General features: G+C 63.1%; 25 protein-coding genes and 1 pseudogene. 14 read left to right on the forward strand and 12 right to left on the reverse strand.

Features of this window, described 5'->3' with window-relative positions:
* The first annotated feature begins 104 nt into the window (after positions 1–104).
* A complete protein-coding gene (locus BRPE64_RS15065) occupies positions 105–1,025 on the forward strand; it encodes a LysR family transcriptional regulator (protein WP_016354303.1) in 921 nt (306 codons plus the stop codon).
* A gap of 72 nt (positions 1,026–1,097) precedes the next feature.
* On the forward strand, positions 1,098–2,228 hold the full coding sequence (locus BRPE64_RS15070; protein ID WP_016354304.1) for an FUSC family protein: 1,131 nt from the start codon (positions 1,098–1,100) through the stop codon (positions 2,226–2,228).
* A gap of 22 nt (positions 2,229–2,250) precedes the next feature.
* On the opposite strand, the pseudogene BRPE64_RS15075 reads toward BRPE64_RS15070, so the two are convergent.
* From BRPE64_RS15075 to BRPE64_RS15090, 5 genes and pseudogenes are all read right to left on the reverse strand, one after another.
* A pseudogene (locus BRPE64_RS15075) lies at positions 2,251–2,400 on the reverse strand (IS4 family transposase); the annotation flags it as partial.
* Positions 2,401–2,706: 306 nt separating this feature from the next.
* A complete protein-coding gene (locus BRPE64_RS15080) occupies positions 2,707–4,338 on the reverse strand; it encodes a GT99 family glycosyltransferase N-terminal domain-containing protein (protein ID WP_016354305.1) in 1,632 nt (543 codons plus the stop codon).
* Positions 4,339–4,561: 223 nt separating this feature from the next.
* A complete protein-coding gene (locus tag BRPE64_RS32870) occupies positions 4,562–4,756 on the reverse strand; it encodes a hypothetical protein (protein ID WP_144063417.1) in 195 nt (64 codons plus the stop codon).
* Between the two features lie 144 nt (positions 4,757–4,900).
* Positions 4,901–5,260, reverse strand: coding sequence for a hypothetical protein (locus tag BRPE64_RS15085; RefSeq protein ID WP_016354306.1), 360 nt, complete (start codon positions 5,258–5,260; stop codon positions 4,901–4,903).
* Between the two features lie 184 nt (positions 5,261–5,444).
* On the reverse strand, positions 5,445–7,400 hold the full coding sequence (locus tag BRPE64_RS15090) for a PAS domain-containing hybrid sensor histidine kinase/response regulator (RefSeq protein ID WP_232519251.1): 1,956 nt from the start codon (positions 7,398–7,400) through the stop codon (positions 5,445–5,447).
* A gap of 334 nt (positions 7,401–7,734) precedes the next feature.
* On the opposite strand from BRPE64_RS15090, the gene BRPE64_RS15095 reads away from it, so the two are divergent.
* Complete coding sequence (locus BRPE64_RS15095; protein ID WP_016354308.1) at positions 7,735–9,531, forward strand: alkaline phosphatase D family protein; 1,797 nt, start codon at positions 7,735–7,737, stop codon at positions 9,529–9,531.
* Positions 9,532–9,708: 177 nt separating this feature from the next.
* The gene (locus BRPE64_RS15100) at positions 9,709–9,936 is read left to right on the forward strand and encodes a hypothetical protein (RefSeq protein WP_016354309.1); all 228 of its coding nucleotides are present in this window, start codon (positions 9,709–9,711) and stop codon (positions 9,934–9,936) included.
* Between the two features lie 62 nt (positions 9,937–9,998).
* Here the strand turns inward: BRPE64_RS15100 and BRPE64_RS15105 are convergent, their stop codons facing one another.
* Both BRPE64_RS15105 and BRPE64_RS15110 read right to left on the reverse strand, forming a co-directional pair.
* The gene (locus BRPE64_RS15105) at positions 9,999–10,754 is read right to left on the reverse strand and encodes an AAA family ATPase (RefSeq protein ID WP_016354310.1); all 756 of its coding nucleotides are present in this window, start codon (positions 10,752–10,754) and stop codon (positions 9,999–10,001) included.
* Positions 10,755–10,763: 9 nt separating this feature from the next.
* Positions 10,764–12,284: an MDR family MFS transporter gene (locus tag BRPE64_RS15110; protein WP_044042663.1), complete on the reverse strand. Its 1,521-nt coding sequence runs from the start codon at positions 12,282–12,284 to the stop codon at positions 10,764–10,766.
* A gap of 480 nt (positions 12,285–12,764) precedes the next feature.
* On the opposite strand from BRPE64_RS15110, the gene BRPE64_RS15115 reads away from it, so the two are divergent.
* Together BRPE64_RS15115 and BRPE64_RS15120 are read left to right on the forward strand one after the other, a co-directional pair.
* On the forward strand, positions 12,765–14,135 hold the full coding sequence (locus BRPE64_RS15115; protein WP_016354312.1) for a sensor histidine kinase: 1,371 nt from the start codon (positions 12,765–12,767) through the stop codon (positions 14,133–14,135).
* Positions 14,136–14,366: 231 nt separating this feature from the next.
* Positions 14,367–15,050: a response regulator transcription factor gene (locus BRPE64_RS15120; protein ID WP_016354313.1), complete on the forward strand. Its 684-nt coding sequence runs from the start codon at positions 14,367–14,369 to the stop codon at positions 15,048–15,050.
* Positions 15,051–15,069: 19 nt separating this feature from the next.
* Here BRPE64_RS15120 and BRPE64_RS15125 read toward each other — a convergent pair whose 3' ends face one another.
* The gene (locus BRPE64_RS15125) at positions 15,070–15,258 is read right to left on the reverse strand and encodes a DUF3563 family protein (RefSeq protein WP_016354314.1); all 189 of its coding nucleotides are present in this window, start codon (positions 15,256–15,258) and stop codon (positions 15,070–15,072) included.
* A 297-nt stretch (positions 15,259–15,555) separates the two neighbouring features.
* Between BRPE64_RS15125 and BRPE64_RS15130 the strand changes: the two genes are divergently transcribed.
* The 6 genes from BRPE64_RS15130 to BRPE64_RS15155 all read left to right on the forward strand — a co-directional run bounded on the left by BRPE64_RS15130 (position 15,556) and on the right by BRPE64_RS15155 (position 21,205).
* Positions 15,556–15,921, forward strand: coding sequence for a hypothetical protein (locus BRPE64_RS15130; protein ID WP_044042665.1), 366 nt, complete (start codon positions 15,556–15,558; stop codon positions 15,919–15,921).
* A gap of 185 nt (positions 15,922–16,106) precedes the next feature.
* On the forward strand, positions 16,107–17,276 hold the full coding sequence (dinB, locus tag BRPE64_RS15135; protein ID WP_016354316.1) for a DNA polymerase IV: 1,170 nt from the start codon (positions 16,107–16,109) through the stop codon (positions 17,274–17,276).
* A gap of 121 nt (positions 17,277–17,397) precedes the next feature.
* Positions 17,398–18,303 carry a TauD/TfdA dioxygenase family protein gene (locus tag BRPE64_RS15140; protein ID WP_051180487.1) on the forward strand — a complete coding sequence of 302 codons (906 nt, stop codon included), beginning with the start codon at positions 17,398–17,400 and terminating at the stop codon, positions 18,301–18,303.
* Positions 18,304–18,351: 48 nt separating this feature from the next.
* Complete coding sequence (locus BRPE64_RS15145) at positions 18,352–19,374, forward strand: ABC transporter substrate-binding protein (RefSeq protein WP_016354318.1); 1,023 nt, start codon at positions 18,352–18,354, stop codon at positions 19,372–19,374.
* 131 nt (positions 19,375–19,505) lie between these two features.
* On the forward strand, positions 19,506–20,330 hold the full coding sequence (locus BRPE64_RS15150) for an ABC transporter ATP-binding protein (protein WP_016354320.1): 825 nt from the start codon (positions 19,506–19,508) through the stop codon (positions 20,328–20,330).
* Entirely contained in the window at positions 20,327–21,205 is an 879-nt protein-coding gene (locus BRPE64_RS15155) for an ABC transporter permease (RefSeq protein ID WP_016354321.1), read from the forward strand. The genes BRPE64_RS15150 and BRPE64_RS15155 overlap by 4 nt, the downstream gene beginning before the upstream one ends.
* Positions 21,206–21,220: 15 nt before the next feature.
* On the opposite strand, the gene BRPE64_RS15160 is transcribed toward BRPE64_RS15155, so the two are convergent.
* Complete coding sequence (locus BRPE64_RS15160) at positions 21,221–22,126, reverse strand: LysR family transcriptional regulator (RefSeq protein ID WP_016354322.1); 906 nt, start codon at positions 22,124–22,126, stop codon at positions 21,221–21,223.
* Positions 22,127–22,256: 130 nt separating this feature from the next.
* Here BRPE64_RS15160 and BRPE64_RS15165 point away from each other — a divergent pair, with 130 nt between their 5' ends.
* Positions 22,257–23,261 (forward strand): aldo/keto reductase, encoded by a 1,005-nt coding sequence (locus BRPE64_RS15165; RefSeq protein ID WP_016354324.1) that lies wholly within the window; start codon positions 22,257–22,259, stop codon positions 23,259–23,261.
* 4 nt (positions 23,262–23,265) lie between these two features.
* Here BRPE64_RS15165 and BRPE64_RS15170 read toward each other — a convergent pair whose 3' ends face one another.
* Positions 23,266–24,507 (reverse strand): MFS transporter, encoded by a 1,242-nt coding sequence (locus BRPE64_RS15170; protein WP_016354325.1) that lies wholly within the window; start codon positions 24,505–24,507, stop codon positions 23,266–23,268.
* Positions 24,508–24,645: 138 nt separating this feature from the next.
* Here BRPE64_RS15170 and BRPE64_RS15175 point away from each other — a divergent pair, with 138 nt between their 5' ends.
* Positions 24,646–25,464 (forward strand): exodeoxyribonuclease III, encoded by an 819-nt coding sequence (locus tag BRPE64_RS15175; RefSeq protein ID WP_044042266.1) that lies wholly within the window; start codon positions 24,646–24,648, stop codon positions 25,462–25,464.
* Between the two features lie 6 nt (positions 25,465–25,470).
* Here the strand turns inward: BRPE64_RS15175 and BRPE64_RS15180 are convergent, their stop codons facing one another.
* Both BRPE64_RS15180 and BRPE64_RS32875 read right to left on the reverse strand, forming a co-directional pair.
* The gene (locus BRPE64_RS15180) at positions 25,471–26,289 is read right to left on the reverse strand and encodes an alpha/beta hydrolase (RefSeq protein WP_016354327.1); all 819 of its coding nucleotides are present in this window, start codon (positions 26,287–26,289) and stop codon (positions 25,471–25,473) included.
* 163 nt (positions 26,290–26,452) lie between these two features.
* On the reverse strand, positions 26,453–26,992 hold the full coding sequence (locus tag BRPE64_RS32875; protein WP_144063418.1) for a hypothetical protein: 540 nt from the start codon (positions 26,990–26,992) through the stop codon (positions 26,453–26,455).
* Positions 26,993–26,998 lie beyond the last annotated feature (6 nt).

Here is a 26,998-nt window from a genome sequence, read left to right on the forward strand (position 1 = left end):
AAAGAGTCCTTTATAGGCGGGCAAAACGATAGTGTATTCATGAATAAATGTGTTGAGAAACGATATATTGCGGGAGTCAGCCCCAATATTTTCGATGAATCGACATGCTGCGCGAACTACAGACTTTTATCGCCGTGGCGCGTCACGGCACTTTTGCGGGCGCGGGCGCGCAGATCGGGCTCACGCAGTCGGCGGTGAGCGCGCAGATGCAGCGGCTGGAAGCGCATCTCGGTTTCGCGCTGTTCGACCGCACCGGCCGCTCGGCGACGCTGAACAAGGCGGGCCGGCGCACGCTCGAACTCGCCGATGAACTCATCGCGCTGTATGCGCGTCTCGCCGAACCGGAGGGCGAGGACGGACGCGGCGGATTGCTCGCGGTCGGCGCGATCGCGTCGGCGCATGCGGCGCTGCTGCCCGATGCCATCGACGCGTTCGGGCGCGCCTTGCCCGCGTGGCGCATCCGGCTCGTGCCGGGCGTGTCGCTCAATCTGCTCGCGCAGGTCGATGCGGGCGAAACGGACATGGCCGTGATCATCCGGCCGCCGTTTTCCCTGCCGGCGGAGCTGACGTGGCGCACGCTCGTCGCGGAGCCGTTCGTGCTGCTCGCGCCCGCAGCCCGCGCGGGCGTGCACTGGCGCGAACTGATCGAGACGGAGCCGTTCATCCGCTATGACCGGCGCTCGTTCGGCGGCCGCCAGGTGGATCTGTTTCTGCGCAAGCGGCGCATCGCGGTGCGCGACGCGATCGAAGCGGACGAACTGCCGGGCATCGCGCAACTCGTCGCGCGCGGGCTGGGCGTGGCGCTGCTGCCGGTGTCGGACGGTATCGGTGCGTGGCCGCGCGGCGTGACGGCGCTCGATCTCGGCGACGACACGTTTCATCGGGAGATCGGCCTCGTCGAGCGTGTCCGGCGCGCGCGTGCGGAGGAACCGGATGCGGCGGCGCGTCTGGCGGACTGCATCGTCGAGGCGGCGCGGCGCGGCGGGCAGGCGGCGCGCGCGCCGAAGAAGCGTGTGCGAAGCTGAAACGCGGCGTGCGGCATCGCCTAGAATGCGTTGCAGACGCGGCATCCGTCGCGTGTTCCTCGGTGAATCGCGATGGACGACGAGCAGCAGGCCGGCGACATGAACACGCGTTACGCGCCTTCGGCACGCGGCGCGGCGAAGGCGACGACACGTCACGCGCAGGCGGCGCTTGCGTGGCTCGATCGTGTCGATCCGGGCACGCATCGGCGTATCAAGGGTTTGCGGCTCGTGACCGCCTACGGTCTCGCGGCGGCGCTCGGCGCGCTGCAGGACGTGACGCAGACCGTGCCTGCGGGCGTGTCGGTTGGCGCGCTCGCGGGCGGATTCGCGCTGTGGGCGAGCGTTTCGGAGGCGCGCACGACGCGCTATGAATCGAGCCGCGATCTCGCCATTCTGTGCTGCGCCGCGGCGTTCGGCGCGCTGACTTTCGCGTTGTTCGAACCGTTGTTCAGGCAATGGGGCCGTGGCGGCGCGGAACTCATTCTGGTGACGGGCGCGTTTCTCGCGGGTTATCTGAAGCGCTTCGGCGTGACCGGCGCGGGCATCGGCTCGCAGCTCTATATCGGGCAGCTTCTTGCGTACGGCATGGATCTCGCGCCCGCCGATTCGTGGGGGATTTTCATCGCGCTGGGGATCGGCATGGTCGCGGCGATCGTGCCGAGGGTGCTTTCAGGACCGGCGGAGCATCCGGTGCTGTTGCCGGCGTTGCGCTCCGAGCCAACGTATGGCGGATATGCCGTTTCACCCGCGCTCGCGATGGGTTTGCAGGCGGCATGCGGCGCGCTCGTCGTGGTGCTGTTGAATCGCGCGTTCGTGCTCGCGGAGTCGGCGTGGGCGATGACTGCGTGTGTGTATGTCGTGGCGACATCGGCGGTGGGGACGGCGGAGCGCGTGCGGCGGCGCATCTATGGGACGCTCGTCGGTGTGCCGATAGGGATTGTGTGTTTGCCGCTCGCGGAGCACTGGCCGCTCGTCGTGTGGATGTTGTCCGCCATTGCGATGATCGCTTATGCGATGGCGTTGCCGGAGCGGTATGACATTGCGTGTGGCGCGTTTGCGTTTGTGTTGGTTGTGACGCTTGCGGCGAGTGGCGTGCATTCGATGGCGCTGCTTACGGCCAGGGCTTGGGAGACTTTGCTTGGTGGGGCGTTGGGGCTGGTGGCTTCGAGGGTTGTTTTTCCGTTGCGGGTGGTGCGGGGGTGAGGGGCATCTCGTTATACAGAAGTCATACGCCCTCGTTGCGGAGAGCGTGAATCGTAGCGGCAGCATTCATGGTTCGCTGCAATCCGATCCAGAGCGTCTTGACACCCGGTTCGCCATCCCCCTTGCGGCCCAGGAAGCCGCCCAGTGAAGCAATCAACCGAATCATTTGATTAAGTGTGGCTGATTCGTAGGGCGCGGCTTCTTCGACCTTATCCAGGCAACGAAACGCCGAATCAGGGAGTGCAGCCCTAGTCTAGGCGAACCAGGCAACGCATCGGCATCGCCCGGTTGGAGCATGACCGCAACGCCCGCGCTGACAGAATTCAACCGCATTCTGCACTGGCAACGTCACCCTTGTTCTCCAACCCGGCAAGCCCATATGATCCTCACTGATTGTGTTGTGTGCAAGGTTCTCGCAGGCCTCGAGACTCGCCGGTGGGCCGTCGCCTGTGCGGTAAACCGGGGATGGGAACCCCAATCACGCCCCTCGCAGCAATCTGCCGAAGAAGCGCCATGCCTTCGTCATGCGCCATGAGCTGGACGAGAGCAATGCTTCGATCTTTTCATCGCGTTCGGTCATGGCATGTGTCAGGGCAGAGACGCGCTCATCACGTTCGGACACGGCCTGCGTCATGACGGAAAACTGTTCGTCTCGCTCGGATACCACCTGCGCCAGAGCGAATATCTGCCCGACATGTTCAGACAGCGTATGCGTTAACGCGGAGAGCTGCCCCTCTCGCTCCAACACGGCCTGCGTCAGGGACGCGATCTGCCCCTCTCGGTCGGACAGCGTCCGCGTCAAAGCGGAGGTGTGTCCATCCTGCTCGGACAAGGCCTGTCTGAGCGCGGAGATTTGCCCATCGCGCTTGGCCAGCGCCTCTTCGAACGTCTTGCTTTGGTTGGCGAATAACACTGAAAGCGCCACACGCTCGGCTACGGGAGAGCCTGCAAACATCTTCGCGTCCAAGTGCATAAGCTCCAGGTATTTTTCCAAATGACGAAGGATGATCAATTCTTCGGCAGGCCTGGCGATGCGAAAGCGCAAATATTCGGGATCGAGTTGCAGCGGAAAGGGTACGAGATAGGCCAAGAGATAGAACGCGAGCCTGCTGATCACTTCAGCTTCATCCGAGGCGGACAGGATGAAGTCAAACGAACTCTCGCCGAAGACTTGAACGGGTTTGTCCAGAAGGACCGCCTCTAGGCCGACGCTGGAATTGATGGTCAGGATACGTCGACATCGCTGGATGAACAGCGGGCTGCTAGGCGATTCATCCACATGGAAACGGCCAGTCCGAATGCCAAAAGAACTTCCAGGATGCGCACGGACCAACGGGCACTCGCCTAGCGGAGCCACATCGTTCGTTGCAACCGTCAACAAGCCGATATTGTCCATGCCGTTACTAAAAGCAACCAGATTCGAGTCGTCCTCGACCTGTAGGACCACGCCCAGTTCATGATCAGGTTGTGCGTCAGGCGGGACCGGCCGCCACGTCCTAGCGAAGAATTGGAAAAGATCGGTTCGTGCCAGAGGCAAGTCCCATTTGTCGAACGCTTCGTAGCGGCCTGCACTTTCGGTATGGCCGTTCACACCCTGGAAATCGACGTAACTCGTCTCCCAAAAGAGCGGTGCACGGAGTGCGCCCAACTCTACATGAACGACGGGAATGCCCAACTCCGCACACACCGCTTCCAACGATGGAACATTGCAAATGGACACGAGCGCCTCGACAGGCGCAGATGCCTTCGCTAGCAGTCGACGCAATTCCTGCTCGAAATCATTGTCGCGCTCCGTTAGGAAATAACGGAAGGCTGCAATAGGATTGTGGCCGGCCGCCGCCAGCCACTGCTCGAAACGGCTCTCGTCCAGCCACTGATACTCGTGACGATCGATCGCAGCATGTTCGGGCAGCCGGTAACCAAGCCGGGATTGCATTTCGGGCGCGCACTCCCACCGACCATTCCACTCCTCCACTGGCCGAATATATTCCCGCCCAGTAATGAACATTGCGGATTCGCCGGCCCACTTGGTCAATAATCTGTAGTAAAGCCAGAGGTAAGGGGCGCGCACACCGCGGAACGGGTAAGGCGGAAGAAAAGCAGCCAGCATTGAATCCCTGCACTAGAAAACTATTGGCGTATTGCGATTATCACGTTGAGTACTGTGCACGCCGTCAAATAAACCTGCGCGGCACGAGGCCTTACCTGGGTTAGCATGATTGCCAGAGCCGTGTGGTGCGCACGAGGGCAACCTGGCGATTTCCCTCACGGAGCCAGCGTGGAAGACGATAGCATGTTATACGCATATCTGGCTGTACTCGAACGGTTTGGTATCAAAATCCTCGATCATTCGGTATCCGAATGATCGAGGATTTTGAGGAGAAGTCACTGCCACTGTCATCTGTCGAATCTTCGCCGCCGAACACAGCCCCGGCAACCGATTCAGCAGCGCCGAGCCAATCGAAGCCGCTGCCGCCACTCGCCTTACTGCCGCTTGAACGGCTGCCGCCGGCGAGTCTGCTATTCATCACAATGTCTGCTGCATGCATTGCGGCAGAGAACGGGCCGGTGAATCGACTTGTCGATATATTCGCCCCGCCAGCGCTCGTGGCAAATGAAACACCGCCGCCGTCGCGCGGCCAGTGTAGCGGGGCGTAGTGCTTGAACACCCATTAGCTGTCACGCACGGCATTGCGCAGCACGTGCGTTATGCCGTTGCCGCCGATCGGTATGTTCCAACTCGATGTCCGTAAGGTGTTGCGAATAACGTCTGCGTAGTGGCCGAATTCGAAAGAGCTTGTAGCGTCGCGCGGATCGATTTCGATCTTGAACAACCGATGGAAGTCGTCCTTGTCCTGCTCGATTTGCTTCTTCCGTTCTCTCCGCTTCTTCTCGCGCTCTTCGGACGACAATGATCCGTTGAAGCTGGCTTCTTCTTTCACTTCACCGGCAGGCATCAGCGCGCATGCCAAGCCCATTGCCGTAAGCACATAAAGCGCGTTGTATGAACGCCCCCATTCGGGAAATGACATGCCATCTCCGTATTAGAAAGGAGTGCAAATCGTAGAGGCCTAAACGCTCGACATTGCGCAACTTTCTCAAGAACGGAACGCGCCGAGAACGACCAAGTGCAAATCCCGTCCTGAGAGCCAATAACGGCACCGCATGAAGCAGGAGAGTCGAAAAAGGACTCGCTCACCCATCGCAGCGATCACGCTACGCCTCACGCCCCCCAACCCGCTCCAACAACCGATCCAGCTCATCAAAATCCACCGGCTTCACCAAATGCGCGTCAAACCCCGCCGACGCCGAGCGTTCCTTGTCGCTGCTCTGCCCGAAGCCCGTCATCGCCGCGACCTTCGCGCGCCCGATGAGCCTCAGCGAACGCAGCATGCGCAACACCGCATAGCCGTCCATATCCGGCAGCGCGAGATCGAGCAGAATCAGTTCCGGCGGAAAATGCCGGACCACTTCGATCCCTTCCTTGCCGTGATAAGCGATGCGCACATCATGGCCCTTCATCTGCAGAAGCATGGCGAGGCTGTCCGCCGAATCGCGATTGTCGTCGATCACGACCACGCGCACGCCATTGCCCGCCGCCATCTCCGCACTCTGCGCAAGCACGCGATGCGGCCGCGGGGCATCGTCGTCGGATGCGTAGGGCAGGCGCACCGTGAACGTGCTGCCGAGATTCGGGCCGCCGCTCGCCGCGGTAATCGACCCGCCGTGCAACTCCACGATCGACCGGCACAGCGTCAGCCCGATGCCCAATCCCGACTCGCCCGGATTGAGGTAGTGATCCTCCTGCACGAACAGATCGAAGATGGTCATGAGCCCTTTCTGCGAAATGCCGCGCCCCGTGTCGATTACCTTCAGCAATAACGCATTCGCCTCGCACTCGACGTCGACGGAAATCGTGCTCGCGCGCGGCGAAAACTTCGACGCATTGCTCAAAAGGTTCTGCACCACCTGCACGAGGCGCGTGGCATCGCCCATGACGTAGGCGGGCCGCGGCGGCATCGTCGTCGCGACGGTCTGCGCGCGCTCGTCGGTCGAGGGACGCACAAGCTCGATGCTGCGCGCGACGATATCGCTCACATCCGCCCGCGTCATGCGCAAGTCGATCTTGCCGGTCGTAATGCGGCCCATGTCGAGCAGATCGTCGACGAGGCGGCCGAGATGCGACGTCTGACGGTCGATGATGTCGCGGCACGCCGCCACGCGCGGCGGCATGTCCGCGTCCATCTGCATCACGCCGATCGCGTTGCGTACCGGCGCGAGCGGATTGCGCAGTTCGTGCGCAAGCGTCGCGAGAAACTCGCTGATGCGCCGCGACGACACTTCCAGTTGCTCCAGCCGCTTGCGCTCGCTCATGTCGCGCGTGACTTTCGCGAAGCCGCGCAGCACGCGATGCTCGTCGTACACGGCCGTAATTACGACATTGGCCCAGAACAGCGAGCCGTCCTTGCGCACGCGCCAGCCTTCGTTTTCCACGCGGCCGGTGCGGATGGCCGTCTGCAATTCGATTTCGGGAAGATTGGCCGCGAGATCTTCCGGGCCATAGAAAAGAGAGAAGTGCTTGCCGAGAATCTCCGACGGCTGATAGCCCTTGATGCGCATCGCGCCCGTGTTCCAGCTTGCGATATGGCCGCTCGGGTCGAGCATGAAAATCGCGTAATCGCTGACGCTTTCCACGAGCAGACGAAAGCGCTCCTCCGAAAGACGCAGCTTTTCTTCCTCGGCGCGTTTGGTCGTGAGATCGCGCGTGTACTTCGCATAGCCGATGATCTCGCCGCTCGTATCGCGCGCCGCCGTGATGACCACGTTCGCCCAGAACAGCGAGCCGTCCTTGCGCACGCGCCAGCCTTCGTCCTCGAAGCGGCCGGTCGCATACGCCTGTTCCAGTTCGTACTGCGGCCAGCCCCGCGCAACCGATTCCGCCGTATAGAAGCGCGACAGATGCTGACCGATGATCTCGTGCGCCTCGTAACCCTTGATTCTGCGCGCGCCGGTGTTCCAGGTCGTGATACAGCCGTTCAGGTCGAGCATGAAGATGGCGCAATCTTCGATTGCATCGACGAGCGCGTGATATTGCGCATCGCTCAGGCCGTGTTCGTTGGCGGCCGGGCGTGCGGCGTCGAGTGTGGGGGCAGCAGCTCTGGGTCTGGTCATGGTTCTGATTATGATCGCAATACGCGAGCGTGAATCGTACTTCGATGAACACGCGCAGAAAATGCGGACATCTGCCGCGCAATCCGTCGAAACCACAGTTTAGTCGCTGAGCGCGCCGCAGAGCCATGCCTTTATCGATTAGTAGCAAGCGCCGGGCCGCCTCCGAACGTGCTTGACAGTGCGTGATGCGGTTTATAGCTTGTAAGCGTTTCGGTTTCGGAAAGAGAGCCGCGCTCATCCGTCGGAATTCCGCTCGACGCATCCAGCGAACTCCCGCTTATCGCTTATTGCGTATCGCGCTGAATCGCCTTGATGCCCGCACACGGAGACTCTCATGGACCGTCGACGTTTCATTTCGCTGTCCGCTTTCTACACGGTGGCGGCCGCATCCGGCACGCTCGCCGCCTGCCATTCCGGCCACGACGACGACAACGGCAGTAGCCCCGGCAACGGCGGCCCGACTCCGCCGCCCGCGGGCGCGTTCGCATTTCCGCAAGGCGTTGCGAGCGGCGATCCGCGCGATGTCTCCGCCGTGTTCTGGACGCGTTGCGTGGCATCGAACGCGCAGACTCCAGTCGCCGTGACCTTGCAAGTATCGACTCAAGCGACCTTCGCGCAACTCGTCGCGAGCGTGCCGCTCAGCGCAATCGCCGATTACGACTTCACGGTGCGCGCGAAAGTAACGGGCCTGACTGCGAAGACGACGTATTACTACCGCTTCGTCGCGGGCAGCGATGTCAGCGCAATGGGCACGACGCGCACCGCCGCCGCCGCCGGCGAGTCGATTCCGCAACTGCGCTTCGCCTGGTTCGTCTGCCAGAACTGGAGCGCGAATCACTGGCAGGCCATGTCGCTGCTGGCTGCCGAAACCGATCTCGACTTCGTCGTGCATCTGGGCGACTACATCTACGAAGCGGGTTTCGCGGCGCCGCCGGGCAGCGTCGAGCCCGCGCATCCGACGATCACGCTGCCGAGCGGCGGCACGTACGCGAACACGCTCGACGATTACCGCACGCTCTATCGTACGTATCGCGGCGACGCGCGGCTGCAGAAGGTGCATGCGAGCTTTCCCGTCATCGCGATCTGGGACGATCACGAGTTCTCCGACGATTGCTGGCAGGATCATCAGACGTACACGAACGCGAATCTTCAGCAGACGGCGCGCCGCCGCAACGCGAATCAGGCGTGGGCCGAGTATCTGCCGGTGGACTGGGGCGACGTGTCGTTCGATCTCGCCAACCCGGCTTACGACAATATCCGCATCTATCGCGACTTTCATTTCGGTTCGCTGATGCATCTCGTGATGACCGACGAGCGGCTTTATCGCGACGATCAGGTCGTGTCCGAAGCGGCTATCGCGCAGGCGCTCGGGCACGATCCGGTGAACGGCAACGATCTCGTCGGCTCGCGCTACTTCGTGCCGCAAGCGGTGCTGGCGCAGTTCGAGGCGCTCGACACGCAGCGGCTCGGACACGTTCCGTCGATCCTCGGTGCCACGCAAACGCAATGGTGGAAAGACACGCTGTCGGCGTCGACGTCGATATGGAAGGTGTGGGGCAACGAAGTGATGATGAACCGCCTGTGGCTCGATCTCTCGTCGATTGCGCCCGCGCCCGACAATGTGGTCTTCGTGCTCGATTGCGACGCGTGGGACGGTTATCCGTCGCACAAGGCGGATCTGCTGTCGTTCGTGAAGACGCGCGGCATCACGAATCTCGTCGCGATCACGGGCGACCTGCACGCGTTCCAGGCGGGCATCGTCCGCGACGTGCCCAATCCCGCGACGGGCACGCCCGTGATGATCGATCTGATGTCGGCGGGTATCAGCAGTCAGCCGTTCTTCGAGGACGTCAAGACGTATTCCGCGGGCATGCCGCTCGCGTCGCTGATCAGTTCACCGGCATTGTTCGATTCGTTCATTCGTCAGAACAACCCCGACATGCTGTATTCGGATCACGACGGCATCGGCTATGCATCGGCGACGATCACGTCCACGCAGTTCATCGCCGTCTTCAACAAGATGAAGTTTCTCAACGCCGACGGCACCGCGCCGCAAGCGCCGCTGCAAAAGCGCACGCGCCTGACGATCAATGCGGGCGCCGTGTCGGTTGCGGTCGAAGACAACATATGAATGTGCCATGCGCTTCATTCATAGCGAACGCATCCATCCATTTTTATCCTTGCTTTAGAGGGGATTTCAACACGAACTTGCGCACGTAGACTGCGTGCACATTTCAGAAGGTCGGTTGCTGGGCAGGCAGTGCATGAGGCCGATGAAGTGGATATTGAAACCCTCAGGAGCACTATCATGATCGGCAATCTCAAAGGCATCATCTTCGTCGCGGCGCTGGCGGGCGCGTCCTATGCGCTGGCAAGCGGCTACGGCCCCGCGCCGCATTACTCGCCGATGGACGGCGCGCCCGTCTCGCAACAAGGCATGAATCTGCAGACGATGGCGCAGGGCGCTCAGTCCACCGACGACGCAAGCGTCGACAAGTCCAAGCAGGAAAGCCCGCTGATCCAGGCGCAGGATTGAGTGCGTGGGTGTTGGCGTTAGCGTCGCGGCCCGCCGTTCATCGCGGCGGGCCGCGCTGCGTTTCAGCGTTCGTTGTCCAGCAGTGTGCGCAACATGCGTTCGGGGTTCGCGAGAAACGCGCGCGTTACCTTGAAATGCTCGGTGTCTTCATAGGCGACGCGTTCGATGCCGTCTTCGGTAAGCGCGTAAATCCACGCATCGGGGTAGGCCATGAGAATCGGCGAATGCGTCGCGATGATGAACTGCGATTGGTCTTTGACGAGATCGTGAATGCGCGCGAGCGCGGCGAGCTGACGCTGCGGCGATAACGCGGCTTCGGGTTCGTCGAGCAGATAGAGCCCTTGTCCGCCGAAGCGTTCCATCAGCAGCGTGAGAAACGATTCGCCATGCGATTTCTCATGCAGCGACCTGCCGCCATACGACGCGATAACCGGCGGACCGAAGCCGGGCTCGCTGTCCAGTTGTTCGATTTCCGTCGCCACGTTGAAGAAGCTTTCCGCACGCAGAAAGAAGCCGTCGCGCGGCCGCTTGAAACCTTTCGCGATGCGCAGGTATTCATGCAGCGGCGAGTGCGATGCGCGCGTGCCGAAGCGAAAGTTTTTCGTGCCGCCTTCGGGATTGAAGCCCATCGAGACGGCGATCGCTTCCAGCAATGTCGACTTTCCGGAGCCGTTCTCGCCGACGAGAAACGTGACCTTCGGATGCGGTTCGAGCGTGTCGAGCGCGCGCACGGCGGGCAACGAAAACGGATAGACGTCGAAGTCCGGCGCCTTGTCGCGCAAGAGCGTAATGCGGCTGATGTACTGGCTCGAGATCATCGGCGATGCTCAATGGAACGCCTGATTCGCCGCCGCTTTGGCCGCATCTTCGCCGCCGACTTTTTCAACCGTTTCCTTCGCGCGGCCGATGTCGATCTTCGGCATGAACATCATCGAGACGACGGCGCCCAGCGCGATCACGAACATTGCCGTAAAGGTCAGATGCAGCGAATGATGCAGCACGAGGCGGATGTCGTCGTTGGCCGCGAAGTTGCCCGGCACGGCCGAGAGCAACTGCTTCAGCTGATCCGCGTGCACCGGCGGCAGGCCGTCCGTGTGCACGAGGCCATAGTTCTGCACGGCGCCGAACACGGCCGCGCCGAGCGTGTTGCCGAGATTGCGCGAGAACAGATTCGATGCGGTGGCGCTGCCGCGCTCGATCGGCTGCACGATTTCCTGAATCAGGATCAGGCACGACACGCTCGTGATACCCATGCCGAAGCCCAGCACCGCCGAGCCGATGCCCGCCCACACCGGGCTCGACTCCGGGCCGAGCAGCACGAACGGCAACGCGCCCAGCGGGATGAACACCGGACCGATCATCAGCAGACGCCGCAGGCCGATGCGCGCAAACGAGCGTGACGTGAAGGTGGCGCCGCTCGGCCAGCCGATCATCATCATCGTGAGCGTGAGGCCCGCTTCCACCGGCGTGCGATGCATCACGCCCTGCACGTACATCGGCAGGAACGTGGTGAGGCCCATCATCGCCATGCCGGCGAGCAGCGTTGCCATATTGCTCGCCGCGATCGGGCGATGCGCCCACAGTCGAAACGAGATCATCGGATCGGCGGCGCGGCGTTCCTGCACGACGAACAGCACGCAGCTCAGCACCAGCACCGCGATCTCCACGCCGACGCGCGCAGGGCTCGCGTGGCCGGCATCGGTGAGCGCCATCATCAGCGCGGCGACGGCGGTCGTGAAGAGACACGCGCCCGCGAGGTCGATCGCCGGGCGGTCGTGACGCTTTTCTTCGTGCAGGAAGGTCACGAAGAGGAACGCCGCGAGAATGCCGATCGGCACGTTGATCCAGAAGATCCACGCCCACGAGAACTGACGGATCAGAAGGCCGCCGACCATCGGGCCGAGCACGGCGGACACGGCCCAGACGCTTGCCAGATAGCCTTGCACCTTGCCGCGCTCGCGAGCCGGATAGAGGTCGCCCACGACCGTCAGCGCAACCGGCAGGATCGCGCCCGCGCCGACGCCCTGAACGAGCCGGAAGACGATCATCGCGGGCATCGACCAGGCGAAGCCCGCGAGCACCGAGCCGACCAGAAAGATCGCGATGCCGGCGAGCATCGCGGGCTTGCGTCCGTAAAGGTCCGCGAGCTTGCCGAACACCACGGTGAGCGCGGTCTGCGTCAGCAGGAACGACGAAAACACCCAGCTGTAGAGATTGAGGCCGCCGAGCTGCGTGGCGATTTGCGGCATCGCGGTCGAGACGATGGTGGCCTCGATCGCGACCATGGCCATCGAGGCCATCACCGCGGCAATGACGAGGGGACGAGCGGTTTTTCTGGTCTGTGACATGCGGTTCTTGAAAGGCATATCGCCCGCCGCGCACATCATGACGATGCGCACAAACGGGTCATGCTCGATGGAAGAAAAATTCGGCGGCGACGCTCAAACTTGCAGATTCCTTGCAGCCCAAGCGATGTTGTCGTTAAGGAAGCGCCGCATGCAATGTTATCCCTACGCGCGAAACGCTGCTGGACCTCGCCCGGGCATAGCGCGCTCATTCATCGCTCATTCTGCGTCTCTAAGCTGGGTCGTGTGGACGGACGGTGCTTCCCCGAGCGCTTCCAGCTCCGTTCACATCCTCGTAACTCCTCAGCCCTTGGGCGTCGGCTCCGACCGGACCGGCGCCTCTTTTTCGCCGGAGGGCCCCGCGCTCGGGCCACGCCCATGTCGTCTTTCAGACCGAAATCCGCCGAAATGTCGCCTAGAATCGGACGGGCGGATGAATCGTCGCGCGATTCGCCTTCTCCCTTTCCGAAGCGGCGGACTCGAATGATCAAATCGCTGAAAAATCAACTGGTCGTCGCGCTGGGCTTGCTCGTGAGCGTGATTGGCGTCGTGCAGGGCGTGAGTTCGTATCAGTTGAGCAAGACCGGCATGAGCGCGCTGCTCGACATGCGGCTCGAACAAGTGGCGGCGCGCATGCGCGACGGCTTCGCCGAAGGCATTCCCACGAACCCCGCGCGCGGCTCGCAGGACGACCGCGATGTCGTGGTCGTCGTATGGAAGCCGGGCGAGGCGCTGCCGTTCCGCACGACCGACCCGTCCGCGCATTTTCCGCGCGACGCGCAGCCGGGATTTTCTGGCGTCACCGTCAACGACGAACTCTGGCGCATCTTCACGCGTCAGGAGCCGACGATGACCATTCAGGTCGCGCAACGCTCGTCCGTGCGCCGCGAGATCACGCAGGAAGCCGCCACGGTCACGCTCTGGCCGATTGCCGTGCTGCTGCCGCTCGTGTGGATCGCGGTCGCGCTCGTCGTGCGGCGCTCGCTGCGGCAACTCACGCAACTCGGCGCGGAAGCGCAGGCCATCGACGCCGCGCATCTCCAGCCGTTGCCGACCGTCGGCGTGCCCACCGAAATCGCGCCGTTCATCCATTCGATCAACACGATGATCGAGCGCCTCGCGATGTCCATCGAAAAAGAGCGCAAGTTCATCGCCGATGCCGCGCACGAACTGCGCACGCCGCTGACCGCGCTGCAATTGCAGGCGGACAATCTCGCGCCGCATATCGTGGCCGGCAATCAGGAGCGGTTTCAGGAACTGCGCAAGGGCATCACGCGCAGCGGCAGTCTCATCACGCAGCTTCTGCGGATGGCCCGCGCCGACGCACCCATGGGCGGCGCGCCGCTCACGCGTGTGGATCTGGCGGAAGTCGTGACCGGCGCCGTCGCCGACGTGCTGCCGATCGCGCTCGCGCGCGGTCTCGACATCGGCGCCGAGGAGATGGTGAGCGCGCATGTGCGGGCCATCGAGACGGACATCGGCATGGCGGTGAAGAACCTCGTGTCGAACGCGGTCCGCTATACGCCCGACGGCGGCACTATCGATCTGCACATGCGGCGCGACGGCGACATGGTCTGGGTCGATGTCATCGACAACGGGCCGGGCATCGACGAAGCGTTGCTGCCGCGCGTGTTCGACCGCTTCTTTCGCGCGAATCCGGATATCGAGGGCAGCGGGCTCGGCTTGTCCATCGTGAAGGCGATCGCGGCGCGTTATGGCGGCGACGTCACGCTGCGCAATCGCGATGACGGACAGTCGGGCATCGTCGCGTCGATCGGCTTTCCGGTCGAAGAGGTGCCGGAGCGCGCTGCCGCGGCTGCATCGGCATCGGTTTCCACATCTGCATCCGCATGAAACGCATAGGGATAGGCGCGCCTATTTGCGCCGATTACAATGCATTCGCTGCGTGGCGCGAGTCGATCGGCATCGGTCAGTCGAAGCAATAAAAAGACCGGGCGTGCGATTTCGATTCACATCGCGCCGCATTGCCGGCGCGCGGGGGTGTGCGCCATTTCCGGCCGTCCGGCGGCGCCATGCCGTGCGGTCCGCTGTAGTCCGCTGTGGTGTGCGGGTGCGGGGTGGAACATGCGAATTCTCCTCATCGAAGACGACGTGCAGATCGGCACAAGCCTGATGCGTGCGCTCAAGGATGTCGATTACGCAGTCGACTGGGTACGCAACGGCAACGCCGGCCGCGAGGCGCTCAAAGGCGCCGATTACACCGTCGTGCTGCTCGATCTCGGCCTGCCGGGCATGACGGGCATCGAACTGTTGCGTCAGGCACGCACGGCGGGCAACGCGACGCCGGTGCTGATCCTCACCGCACGCGACGATCTCGACACGCGCGTGCAAGGCCTCGATCTCGGCGCCGACGACTATCTGCTCAAACCATTCCTGATGCCCGAACTGCTCGCGCGCATCCGCGCGGTGCTGCGCCGCAAAGCGGGTTACGCGATCTCGCGTCTCGGCGACGATTCCCTCAACCTCAACCTCGACCAGCGCACGCTGACGTGCGGCGAGTGTTCGGGCGTGCTGTCGGCGCGCGAGTTCGCGCTGATGCATGCGCTGCTCGAACGCCCCGGCACGATCTTCTCGCGCGATCAGCTTGAGGATCGCCTGTACGGCTGGGGCAAGGAAGTGGAGAGCAACGCCGTCGACGTGCTCATCCATTCCGTGCGCAAGAAGTTCGGCGCGGGCGTCATTCGCAACGTGCGCGGACTCGGCTGGACCGTGATGCTCGGGCAGGCGGGCCGCGAGGACGCGAAGTAGCGCGTGCCGCTCAGTGGGCTCAGTGGTCGTCGTAGTGCCGTCCGCCGGACGCGCTGTAGAAATGCATGTTGTACATGTGGTCCTGCGTTTCGACCTCGCGCATGCGGCGTTCGAGTTCGGCGAGATCGCTCGATGACGAGAGATATTCGTCGCGGGCATGGTGGTCGGAGAAAAAGCTGCCGAGGGACTGCGAGAAACGTTCAAACATGATGCACCTCCGTCGTTGAAAAGCGGCCGTGAGTGAAGCAATGAGTGGGGCCGACGGAATGCAGGTTATGCCCCGCGAATTAGCGATAAATGAGAGCGCCGCAGGCACGACGCGCGCGTTCTTCTTTCACTGCGCAGCGAGCGTTCGCCAGCGCACCGTAAAGGCCCTGCGCGCAGCGTGACGGCAGTGCCGCGCCGCACCATCCCGTGCTATCGTGTTTCATACGGATTTCATACGGATCGGCACGACATGCCGTGCGTGTGCCGCATTCGTCGATCGTCTTTCGTGAAGACCGCCATGAACGATGTGCCCCGTACCCTCAGTGCTCGCGACCGCGTCGAACTGCTTTGCTGGCTCACGTGCGGCAGCCTCGGCGCGTTCTATCTGAACGGCGACTGGCCCGCAGCCGCGTTTCACGTGCAGGCGGCGCACAAGTGGCTCGAACGGCATCAGCGGCTGGCGGACTGGCTCACAATCGCGAAGCTCGCCGCCATCGCTCGCGAAATCGCCACGCAGCATTGCGCGCTGCTCGAAGCGGACTGGGCGCGCGACGCCGTAGAGGAAATTCTCGACAGCGAAGACCTCAACTATCAATCGGACGTCGTGCGGCAGGTTTTCGACGACTGCCGCCGCGCGCTCGCGGAAAAGCGCACGCCGGAGTGAATGAGCGCGAGCCTGCCTGCACGCCCTCTGGCGCGAATTACTGTATGGATGTACAGTAAGCCATTTTCTTTCTGCGCCACGCCGCCGCAACGTGCACCGTGGTCCCGCTACCGCATGTTTGACGCATCTCTATCTGTCCATTTCGCTCGGGGCGCGGCGGGCGTTCCGGCGCTCTGATCACACGAATGGACGCGCAGTCTTTCCCTCGCCGCATCGCGCATCTCGACATGGACGCGTTCTTCGCATCGGTCGAACTGCTGCGCTATCCGGAGCTGCGCGGCATGCCGGTCGTGGTCGGCGGCGGCCGCGACGCCACACCCGAAACGCTTGCCGACGGCACGCGCCGTTTCAGGCGGCTGCGCGACTACGCGGGCCGCGGCGTCGTGACCACGTCCACATACGAAGCGCGCAAATTCGGCGTGTTTTCCGCAATGGGCATGATGAAAGCCGCGCAACTCGCGCCCGACGCCATTCTGCTGCCAACCGATTTCGAGTCGTACCGTCATTACTCGCGTCTGTTCAAGGCGGCTGTCGCCACGTTCACGACGCAGATCGAGAATCGCGGCATCGACGAAATTTATATCGACGTGAGCGATATGCCGGGCGAATCCGCCGATATCGGCAGGCGCATGAAGGACGCCGTGAACGAGGCGACCGGTTTGACGTGCTCCATCTGCATCGCGCCGAACAAGCTGCTGGCGAAGATCGGCTCGGAGCTCGACAAGCCCGACGGCCTGACCATCCTCACGATGAACGACCTCGAAACGCGTATCTGGCCGCTCGCCGCGCGCAAGGTGAACGGCATCGGACCGAAGGCGAACGAAAAGCTGGCGGCGCTCGGCATCGTCACGGTCGGCGATATCGCCGTGGCCGATCCCGGCCTGCTGCAGACGCATTTCGGTCATACCTATGCAGCGTGGCTCGCGCGTATCGCTCAGGGGCAGGATGACCGGCCGGTGGTCGTCAGTTCCGAGCCCAAGTCGATGAGCCGCGAAACCACGTTCGAGCGCGACTTTCATCCGAAGCACGATCGCGCGACGCTCTCCGTCGAGTTCACGCAACTCTGCACGCGCGTGGCCGAAGACCTTCAGCGCAAGGGCTATCTCGGGCGCACGGTGGGCATCAAGCTGCGTTTCGACGACTTCCGCACCGTCACGCGCGATCTGACGATTCCCGTCGCCACCGCCGATCCGCTCGAAATTCGCCGCGCGGCGACCGAATGCCTGAAGCGCATCGTGCTGGATCGACGAATCAGGCTGCTCGGCGTGCGCGTGAGCGCGTTGTCGGGGCGTGACGAGAGCGGCTTTATCGAGCCGGTGCAGGTCGAATTGCCGTTCGATGCCGCCGACAAATGAGTCGACAGCAAGTCTTATAGCTTCCGCTGATATCCAAATCGCAGATGCTTCGTTGCCCGCCGAATCGGCACGCGTTAGATTGATCGCTTCCCTAAAGTGACCGATTGTGACCGACCCGACCGTGACGATTCAGACCGCCTCCGCAACACTCGAAACACCCGAAGCCGCCGCCGATCAAGCCATCGAAATTCGCGCCTTCGACGCCCCGCTCGGCGCCGAAGTGATCGGGCTCGATCTCTCGAAGCCGCTCTCACAGACGGATTTCGCGCGCATTCATCGTGCGCATCTGGATCATCACGTTCTTGTGTTTCGCGATCAGCGCATCACGCCCGACGAACAAGTCGCCTTCAGCAAGCGTTTCGGCCCGTTGCAGATTCACGTGCTGCATCAGTTCGGCCTCGCGGGACATCCGGAAGTGCTGATCGTGTCGAACATCGTCGAGAACGGCAAGCCGATCGGTCTGGGCGATGCCGGCCATTTCTGGCACTCGGACCTGTCGTACAAAGAAAAGCCGAGTTTGGGTTCGCTGCTGCACGCGCAGGAGTTGCCGGCCGTCGGCGGCGACACGCTGTTCGCCAATCAGCATCTCGCGTGGGACGCGCTGCCCGCGCATCTCAAACACGCGGTCGAAGGGCGCGTCGCCGAGCATACCTATCTCGCGAAATACGGCGAACTGCAAAAGCGTAGCCCGTGGCGGCCGAACCTCTCCGCCGAACAGATCGCGCAAGTCAAGCCGGTGACGCATCCGATCGTGCGCACGCATCCGGAGACGAAGCGCCGTGCGCTGTTCGTCAGCGAGCATTTCACGACGCGCGTGATCGGCCTGCCGGAAGACGAAAGCCGCGCATTGCTCGCCGAACTCTATGCGTTCGGCACGCAGCCGGAGTTCATCTACCGGCATCAATGGCGCGCGGGCGACATGGTGTTCTGGGACAACCGCTCGGTCATGCATCTCGCGGCAGGCACGCCCGACGATCAGCGCCGCAAGCTGTATCGCACGACCATCGAAGGCGACGCGCCTTTCTGAAGCGGTTTTTCAACACCAACAACATCTTTGAATCCCGGGGTTTCAGCCATGCTTTCTCGATCAGGGAAGGGCGCCGTTCGCGCGCTCGTCGCCACGCTCGCCGTGACGCTCGGCATTACGTCGACGAGTGCGCAGGCCGAAGGCACGCTGCGCATCGCGGAGCAATTCGGCGTCGTGTATCTGTTGCTCAACGTCGCGCGCGACCAGAAGTTCATCGAGCAGGAAGGCAAGAAGGAAGGCCTCGATATCAAGGTCGACTGGGCCAAGCTCTCGGGCGGCGCGAGCATCAACGACGCGTTGCTGTCGGGTTCGGTCGATATCGCTGCGGCGGGCGTCGGTCCCTTGCTCACGATCTGGGACCGCACGCACGGACGGCAGAACGTGAAGGGCGTCGCGTCGCTCGGCAACTTTCCGTACTACCTTGTCTCGAACGATCCGCGCGTGAAGACTATCGCCGATTTCACCGAGAAGGACCGTATCGCGGTGCCGGCGGTCGGCGTGTCGGTGCAGTCGCGCATCCTGCAATATGCGGCCGCGAAAACCTGGGGCGACAAGCAGTTCGATCGGCTCGACAAGCTCACGCAAGCCGTGCCGCATCCCGATGCGACGGCGGCGGTCATCGCGGGCGGCACCGAGATCAACGCGCATTTCGGCAATCCGCCGTTCCAGCAGCAGGAACTCGCGGGCAATCCGAAGGCGCATATCGTGCTCAATTCGTACGACGTGCTCGGCGGCCCGAGTTCCGCGACCGTGCTCTACGCGACCGAGAAATTCCGCACCGAGAATCCGAAGACGTACCGCGCGTTCGTCGCCGGTCTCAACGATGCCGCGCGCTACGTGACGCAGCATCCCGAGCAGGCCGCCGATATCTATCTGCGCGTGAACAACGCGAAGATAGATCGCGACTTGCTGATCAAGGTGATCAAGGATCCTTCGGTGCAGTTCAAGGTCGCGCCGCAGAACACGTTCGCGCTTGCGCAGTTTATGCATCGCGTCGGCGCGATCAGGAACGAGCCGAAGTCGTGGCAGGACTATTTCTTCAGCGATCCGGCGACGAAGGACGGCAGCTGATCTGAAGGAAGCGCTTATCGGCGATCGCGGATTGGATATGCGCAATGATTGGTTCGCGCAGATAGCGCGCGCCGGTATCGTGATCGTTTGCAATCCAGCACATCGACTTAGCAAACCGATCAGCAAAACCCATGGCCGCCAATCCTCAAGCGCTGTATTCCCGCCAAGCCGAAACGGACGCTTCCACCAGCGGAAAGCTGCTCAGCGCGAAGAACGTCACGCTCGAATACCGTACGCCTGAGCGGCTCGTGCGCGCGACGCACGATGTCAGCTTCGATGTCTACGGCGCTGACCGCTTCGTGCTGCTCGGGCCTTCGGGCTGCGGCAAGTCGACCTTGCTCAAGGCGGTCGCGGGTTTCATCGAGCCGGTTGCGGGCAGCATCGAGATCGGCGGCGAACGCGTGCGCGGGCCGGGCGCGGATCGCATCGTCGTGTTCCAGGAATTCGATCAGTTGCCGCCGTGGAAGACCGTCGTGCAGAACGTGATTTTCCCGCTGCGCGTCGCGCGCAAACTGAGCCGCGCCGAAGCACGCGAGCGCGCGCTGCATTATCTCGACAAGGTCGGTCTCGCCAAATTCGCGGATGCTTATCCGCACACGCTCTCGGGCGGCATGAAGCAGCGCGTCGCGATTGCACGCGCGCTCGCCATGCAGCCGCGCGTCCTGCTGATGGACGAGCCCTTCGCCGCGCTCGATGCGCTCACGCGCCGCCGCATGCAGGAAGAACTGCTGCGTCTCTGGAGCGACGAGCGTTTCACGTTGTTGTTCGTCACGCATTCGATCGAGGAAGCGCTGATCGTCGGCAATCGCATTCTGTTGCTGACGCCGCATCCGGGACGCGTGCGCGCCGAACTGAACAGTCATCAATACACGCAGGAAAGCATGGGTCGCGGAGAGTTTCAGCAAAGCGTGGCGCGCATTCATCGCCTGTTGTTCGAAGAAGAGATCGCGCAATGAGCACGCCCAATCTGATCGCGCCGCCGGTGCGGCCCGAATACGAAGTCCAGCCCGCAGCGCCCGCGAACGTCGAGCACGAGGCGGCGCTGCCGCTCACGAAGCGCCTCGCGGATCGTTCGTGGTTGCGCAAGTGCATCATCGCTATCGTGCTGATTGCGCTGTGGGAAATCGCTGCGCGCATCGTCGATAACGATCTGCTGCTGCCGACTTTCAGCGCCACGTTCGTCGCGTTCGTGCAAGGCATTGCGTCGGGCGAGTTGATCGAGAAGATCGGCATTTCGATGTCGGTATTGTTGCGCGGCTATCTGCTGGGCGCGCTGCTCGCGTTCGCGCTGACGTCGCTTGCGGTGTCGACGCGGATCGGCCGCGACATCCTCTCGATGCTCACCGCGATGTTCAATCCGCTGCCGTCCATCGCGCTGTTGCCGCTCGCGTTGCTGTGGTTCGGTCTCGGCACCGGCAGCCTGCTCTTCGTGCTCGTGCATTCGGTGTTGTGGCCGCTCGCGCTGAACACTTATGCGGGCTTTCAGGCGGTGCCCGCGACGTTGCGCATGACGGGCCGCAACTACGGCCTGGGCGGCCTGCGCCATGTGATGCTGATTCTCGTGCCCGCCGCGCTGCCGTCGATTCTCGCGGGCCTGCGGGTGGGCTGGGCATTCGCGTGGCGCACGCTGATCGCCGCGGAACTCGTGTTCGGCGCAAGTTCCGGCAAGGGCGGTCTCGGCTGGTACATCTTCCAGAACCGCAACGAGCTTTATACCGACCGCGTGTTCGCGGGACTGGCCGCGGTCATCGTGATCGGGCTCGCGGTCGAGCATCTCGTGTTCGATAACATCGAGCGCGTCACGGTGCGTCGCTGGGGCGTGCAGCACTGAACGCGGCGCTCGGTCTCAACTTGCCGCGTCGCTCCCGGCGCGGATGAAATCGATGAACGCGCGCAACGGCCCCGGCATATGTGCGCGGCTCGGATAATAAAGGCGCGGTCCGGTAAAGCTCTGCCACCACGGCTTGAGAACCGGCACGAGCGCGCCACGGTCGATCGCCTCGCGCACGAATTCGTCGAACGTATAGACGAGCCCGAGGCCCGCGATGGCCGCGTCCCGGCTGATCTCGATCGACGACGTGACGAGCCTTCCCTGCGGCGCGATGCGTATCGTTTCCTTGCCGCGCACGAATTCCCATGTAGCCAGCACGCCGCTTTCGAAGCGATGCCCGATGCACGCGTGATTCACCAGGTCGCGCGGATGTTTCGGCTCGCCATGCGCGGCCAGATAAGCGGGCGCGGCAACCGCGACGAAGTGCTGCGTGCGCGGCCCGATCGGCACCGCGATCATGTCGCGCTCGATGCGTTCGTCATAGCGGATGCCCGCATCGAAACCGGCGGCGAGCACGTCGATAAAGTTATCGGTCGCGCTGATCTCGAGCGTGATGCCCGGATGCGCCGTCAGAAACCGCGCGACGATAGGCGGCAGCACTTCGCGCGAGACGATTGTCGGCACGTTCAGACGCAGCGTGCCGGTCGGGCTGTCGCGAAAGCCGTTCACGGCGTCGAGCGCGCCCGCGATTTCCGCGAACGCCGGCGCCAGGCGCTCGATCAGCCGCTCGCCGGCTTCGGTCGGCGTCACGCTGCGCGTCGTGCGATTCAGCAGACGCACGCCGAGACGCGTTTCCAGCCTGCGAATCGCCTCGCTCAGCGACGACGCCGACACGCCGCGCAACAGCGCCGCCTGCCTGAAGCCACGCGCGCGCGCGACGGCCAGAAACGCATGCAAATCCGACAGATCCGGTTCGCTCATTGCTTCCTCATTGTTCGCCCTGGCGCACAGCCCATTCGAATTGAAGTGGATTATCGCACGCGTGGTTTGCTCCCATAATCTTCTCCAACGCCGGCATGGGCGGGCGCAAGTCCTTCAGGAGAGAACGATCATGGAACAACGCAGACTCGGCAAGACCGGACCGCAATCGTCGGCTATCGGGCTCGGATGCATGGGCATGTCGGGCATGTACGGGCCGTCGGATCGCGCGGAAAGCATCGCGACGATTCACGCCGCGCTCGAAGCGGGCGTCACGCTGCTCGACACCGGCGATTTCTACGGCATGGGTCACAACGAACTGCTGATTGGCGAGGCGCTGAAGAGTGCGCCGCCGTCGCGCCGCGATTCGGCCATTCTCAGCGTGAAGTTCGGCGGGATGCGCGATCCGGCGGGCAACTTCATCGCGTTCGACGGGCGTCCTGTCGCGGTCAAGAATTTTCTCGCCTACACGCTGCAGCGCCTGGGCGTGGAGCATATCGACATCTATCGGCCCGCGCGGCTCGACGCGAACGTGCCGATCGAGGACACCGTCGGCGCGATCGTCGACATGATCGATGCGGGCTATGTGCGTCACGTCGGGCTGTCGGAAGTCGGCGCGCAGACCATTCGCAAGGCCGCTGCCGTGCATCCCGTGTGCGATGTGCAGATCGAGTATTCGCTGATCTCGCGCGGCCTCGAAGATGCGATCCTGCCGGCCTGCCGCGAGCTTGGCATCGGCATCACGGCGTATGGCGTGCTGTCGCGCGGCTTGATCAGCGGGCACTGGAGGCAGGACGCCGCGCAGTCGAACGACTGGCGCGCGAAGAGTCCGCGCTTTCAGCAAGGCAACGTCGAACGCAATCTCGCGCTCGTCGATGCGCTGCGCAAGATCGCCGATGCCAAGCGCGTGAGCGTCGCGCAGATCGCGATTGCGTGGGTGCTCGCACAAGGCGATGACATCGTCCCGGTCATCGGCGCGCGCCGTCGCGATCGTCTGACGGAATCGCTCGGCGCTTTCGACGTGAAGCTCACGCAGGACGACTTCGCCGCGATAGAAGCTGCCGTGCCGAAGGGCGCGGCGGCGGGCGACCGTTACGAAGCCGTGCAGATGGCGCATCTCGACAGCGAGAAGCCATAAACGCTCAAGGCGCGCGCGCCGTATCCTTGGCCGTCGCGCGGCTTTTGCGCAGGAACACCCACACGTTGAACGCGGCGCCCGCAAACATCAGCACGCTCGTCATCACGAAGACGGCGTGCATGCCCGAATGCGCGGCGATGAAGCCGCCCGCGAGCGGCCCCGTCACTTGTCCGATGTATTGCGCGGACGTCGCATAGCCGAGGATGTAGCCGGCCGCGTGATCGGGCACGTTATGGCGCACCACGCTGGTGATGGCGGGCAGCAGACCGCCCAGCGCGAGGCCCATCAGAAAGCGCAGTACGACGAGTTGCGTGCCGTTGGTGACGAACATCTGCGGAATCAGCAGCACGCCGCAAACCGCCAGACACGCGATGATCACCTTCGGCGCGCCGATGCGATCGGCAAGACACCCCACGCGCGGCGCGGCGAGCACGCTGCCGAGCGCGGCAGCGGACATCACGAAACCCGCGACGAGCGTCACCTGCTTCGGGTCCTTCACGAGTTGCGCCACGTACACGGTGATGATCGGCTCGATCGACATGTTGGCGAACATGAGCAACATCGCACTCGCGAGCATCGCGATGACGGGCGTGAGCAGCGGCACGTCGCGCCAGCCGCCGCGCGGTTTGCCGGCGGCGCGCTCGGGCACGCGCCGCTCTTCCTTGACCAGAAGCGAGGTCATGATGAACGAGCAGAAGATCAGGCCGCCCGCGAGAAAGAACGTATTGCGGATGCCGATCAGACCCGGCAGCAACCCGCCGACGAGCGGCCCGACGAGATTGCCCGCCATCATGCCCGCTGCGTGCGTGCCGAGCGCCCACGCGGTGCGGTGCCGGGGCGTTTGCGTCGCGATCATGACGATGGCGCCGCTCGCGTAGCCGCCGACGAGTCCCGCGAGAAAGCGCATCGCGACCAGTTGCCAGACCGTCTGCACGACGCCGAGCAGCGACATCGTGATCGCCATGCCGAGACTCGCGCGGATGAGGATCGGCTTGCGGCCGTAGCGGTCGGCGAGACGTCCCCAGAGCGGCGCGACGAGTCCTGCTGCAAGAAACGTCGCGCCGAACGCGACGCCCGACCATTGCACGGCCGACTCCACCGAGCTTGCGCCCAGTTGCTGCACGTAGAGCGGCAGGAAGGGCAGGAGTAGCGTCATCGCCATGATGGTCGTGAACGAACCGAACACGCAGACGTAGAGATTGCGTTGCCAGTGAGCGGAGGCTTCGGAATGCGGCGGGGCGGACATAACGTTTTCGTGTGAAGGCGTGGGTGAACGGGGTTGCGTGGACTTTGGCAGATTATTGCGCAGCGTGCTTATGTTCGACGCGGCACGCAAACTGCGACACGTGTACGATCGAACCCTGCGATCGACCCCGTTCCGCCGATGGAGACACGCCGAGTGAAAATCGCGACCTTCAACATCAACGGCATTCGTCCGCGGCTCGACGCCTTGCTGAAGTGGCTCGAACGCGAAGCGCCCGACATTGTCTGCCTGCAGGAATTGAAAGCGACCGACGCGCAGTTTCCCGCCGATGCAATCGCAAACGCGGGCTACGGCGCGCTCTGGCACGGACAGGCATCCTGGAACGGCGTGGCGATTCTCGCGAAAGGGGCCGAGCCGGTGCTGAGCCGGCGCGGCCTTCCGGGCTTCGAGGACGATACGCACAGCCGCTATATCGAGGCCGCCGTGAGCGGCTTGCTGATCGGTTGCCTATATTTGCCCAACGGAAATCCGCAGCCCGGCCCCAAGTTCGATTACAAGCTCGCGTGGTTCGCGCGCTTCAACGCGCATGCGCGGAGTTTGCTCGACAGCGGTCATCCGGTCGTGCTTGCGGGCGACTACAACGTCGTGCCCACCGACGAGGATATCTACAACACGCGCTCGTGGCTCAAGGACGCGCTGCTGCAACCCGAAAGCCGCGCGGCCTATGCGGACCTGCTCGCTCAGGGCTGGACGGATGCATTACGCAAGCAGTTTCCCGACGAGCGCATCTATACGTTCTGGGATTACTTTCGCAATCATTGGCAGACCAATTCGGGCCTGCGGATCGATCACCTCTTGCTCAGCAAGGATCTTGCGAAGAAGCTGCAGGACGCGGGCGTCGACACATGGGTGCGCGGCGAGCCGCATGCCAGCGATCATGCGCCGACATGGATCACGCTGAAGACGGGCCGCAGCAGGAAGAAGACGGCGGACGCTTAGACGATCTCAGACGATCTCGCGCGCCGGCTGCAGCGACGCGAGGAACTGCATGACGTGCTCGCGGCCGCCCATCGTCCAGACATTGAGATGATCGGCGTCTTCGATCAGCGCGAAACGTTTGTCGCCGCGGGCGGCGTCGAAGAGGCGCTGGAACTGCGCGGGCGGGATGACGCCATCGGCGGTGCCGCCGTAGATCAACAGCGGCGCGCGGATCGACGCGATTTTCGACAGGCTGTCGTAGCGGTCGCGAGCGAGCGTGCGCACCGGGAAGAGGCGAAACCGTTTGGCCGCGACATCGACGATGCTCGTGAACGGCGCTTCGAGAATCAGCGCGCTGATGTTCGCTTCGCTCGCCAGTTGTACCGCGACGCCCGAGCCGAGCGAATAACCGTGCAGCACGAGGTTCGTCGAATGTGCGGAGGCATAGGCGTAGGCGGCGCGCGCATCGGCATAGAGACCGGCTTCGTGAGGCTTGCCCGGATTGCCGCCGTAGCCGCGATATTCGGCGAGCAGCACGCCGTAGCCTGCGTCGATCATCTCCAGCGCGATATGGCCGCGTTGCGCCAGGTCTTCGCCGTTGCCGTGGAAGAGGATCACGATCGGAGCGGATTCGAGCGACGCGGCCTTGAAGCGCACATTGAGTTCGAGGCCGTCGGCGGTCGTGATGGCGACGGCTTCCGTGCGCGCTTCCAGTTCGGCGTTTTTGAAGGCCTGGATCTGTTCGAGCGGATAGACCAGGCGGCCTTGCAGCCAGTAAAGGCCAGCAAGAGCCAGTGCGTAGATCAGGGCGATGGCCGTCAACAGGATCCAGAGGACTTCGCGCATGTGTCGTTAGGGCGGCGTTTGCGTTCTTCTTATGGTAGCGGGTCTTGGTCGGGTTGATGTGTTCGCTGGCGCGCGAGTGCGCTTTGGTCTGGGTGGCAAGCGGTCGAATGAATGCCGTTTGACGTGTTTCTCGCGACGGGGTGAAAAATGCGGATGAACAGGATCAGTGCGCGAACTCGCTCCCCGGAAGCTGCAACCGAGTGCGTTCACCGACACGGACTTGAGTTGTGTAGGTCATATGAGAGTGCGTCTGCAGATCGGGGCGCCGGGCAAGAAGCTGATTCAGGCTCTGGTTTTCCTGTGGGATCGACGTTGCGCGATGCCAGTGGTGCAGCATCCTTACCTGCGCTGCAATTCTAAAGGGCGTCAAATCGGCGGTCGCGATGGATCGTCGTGGCATGACGAATCGCCAGTGGTGCGGCATGCTTGCCGGTGCTGCATTTGCAGAAGGCGTCACATCAGCGGGCGCAATAGCCGGGGCGACTCCGATGATCGGCACGGACCCCGGCGATGCGGCCGCAACCGATGGCCGCTCCTGTGCCAACGCTGGACAGGCCACGACCAAGGCGACAGCAACCCACGACGCCCGGAAAGGAATTCGTGCGGTTTTTCTCATTTTGATTCTCCAGTCGTTCTGCAGAGTTGGTTGAAGCAATGTTGGCGGCGGAGCTGAATTCAACTCATCGAAGGAATTCGCGCTCATGTGGGT

Source organism: Caballeronia insecticola (assembly GCF_000402035.1).
Lineage (GTDB): Bacteria > Pseudomonadota > Gammaproteobacteria > Burkholderiales > Burkholderiaceae > Caballeronia > Caballeronia insecticola.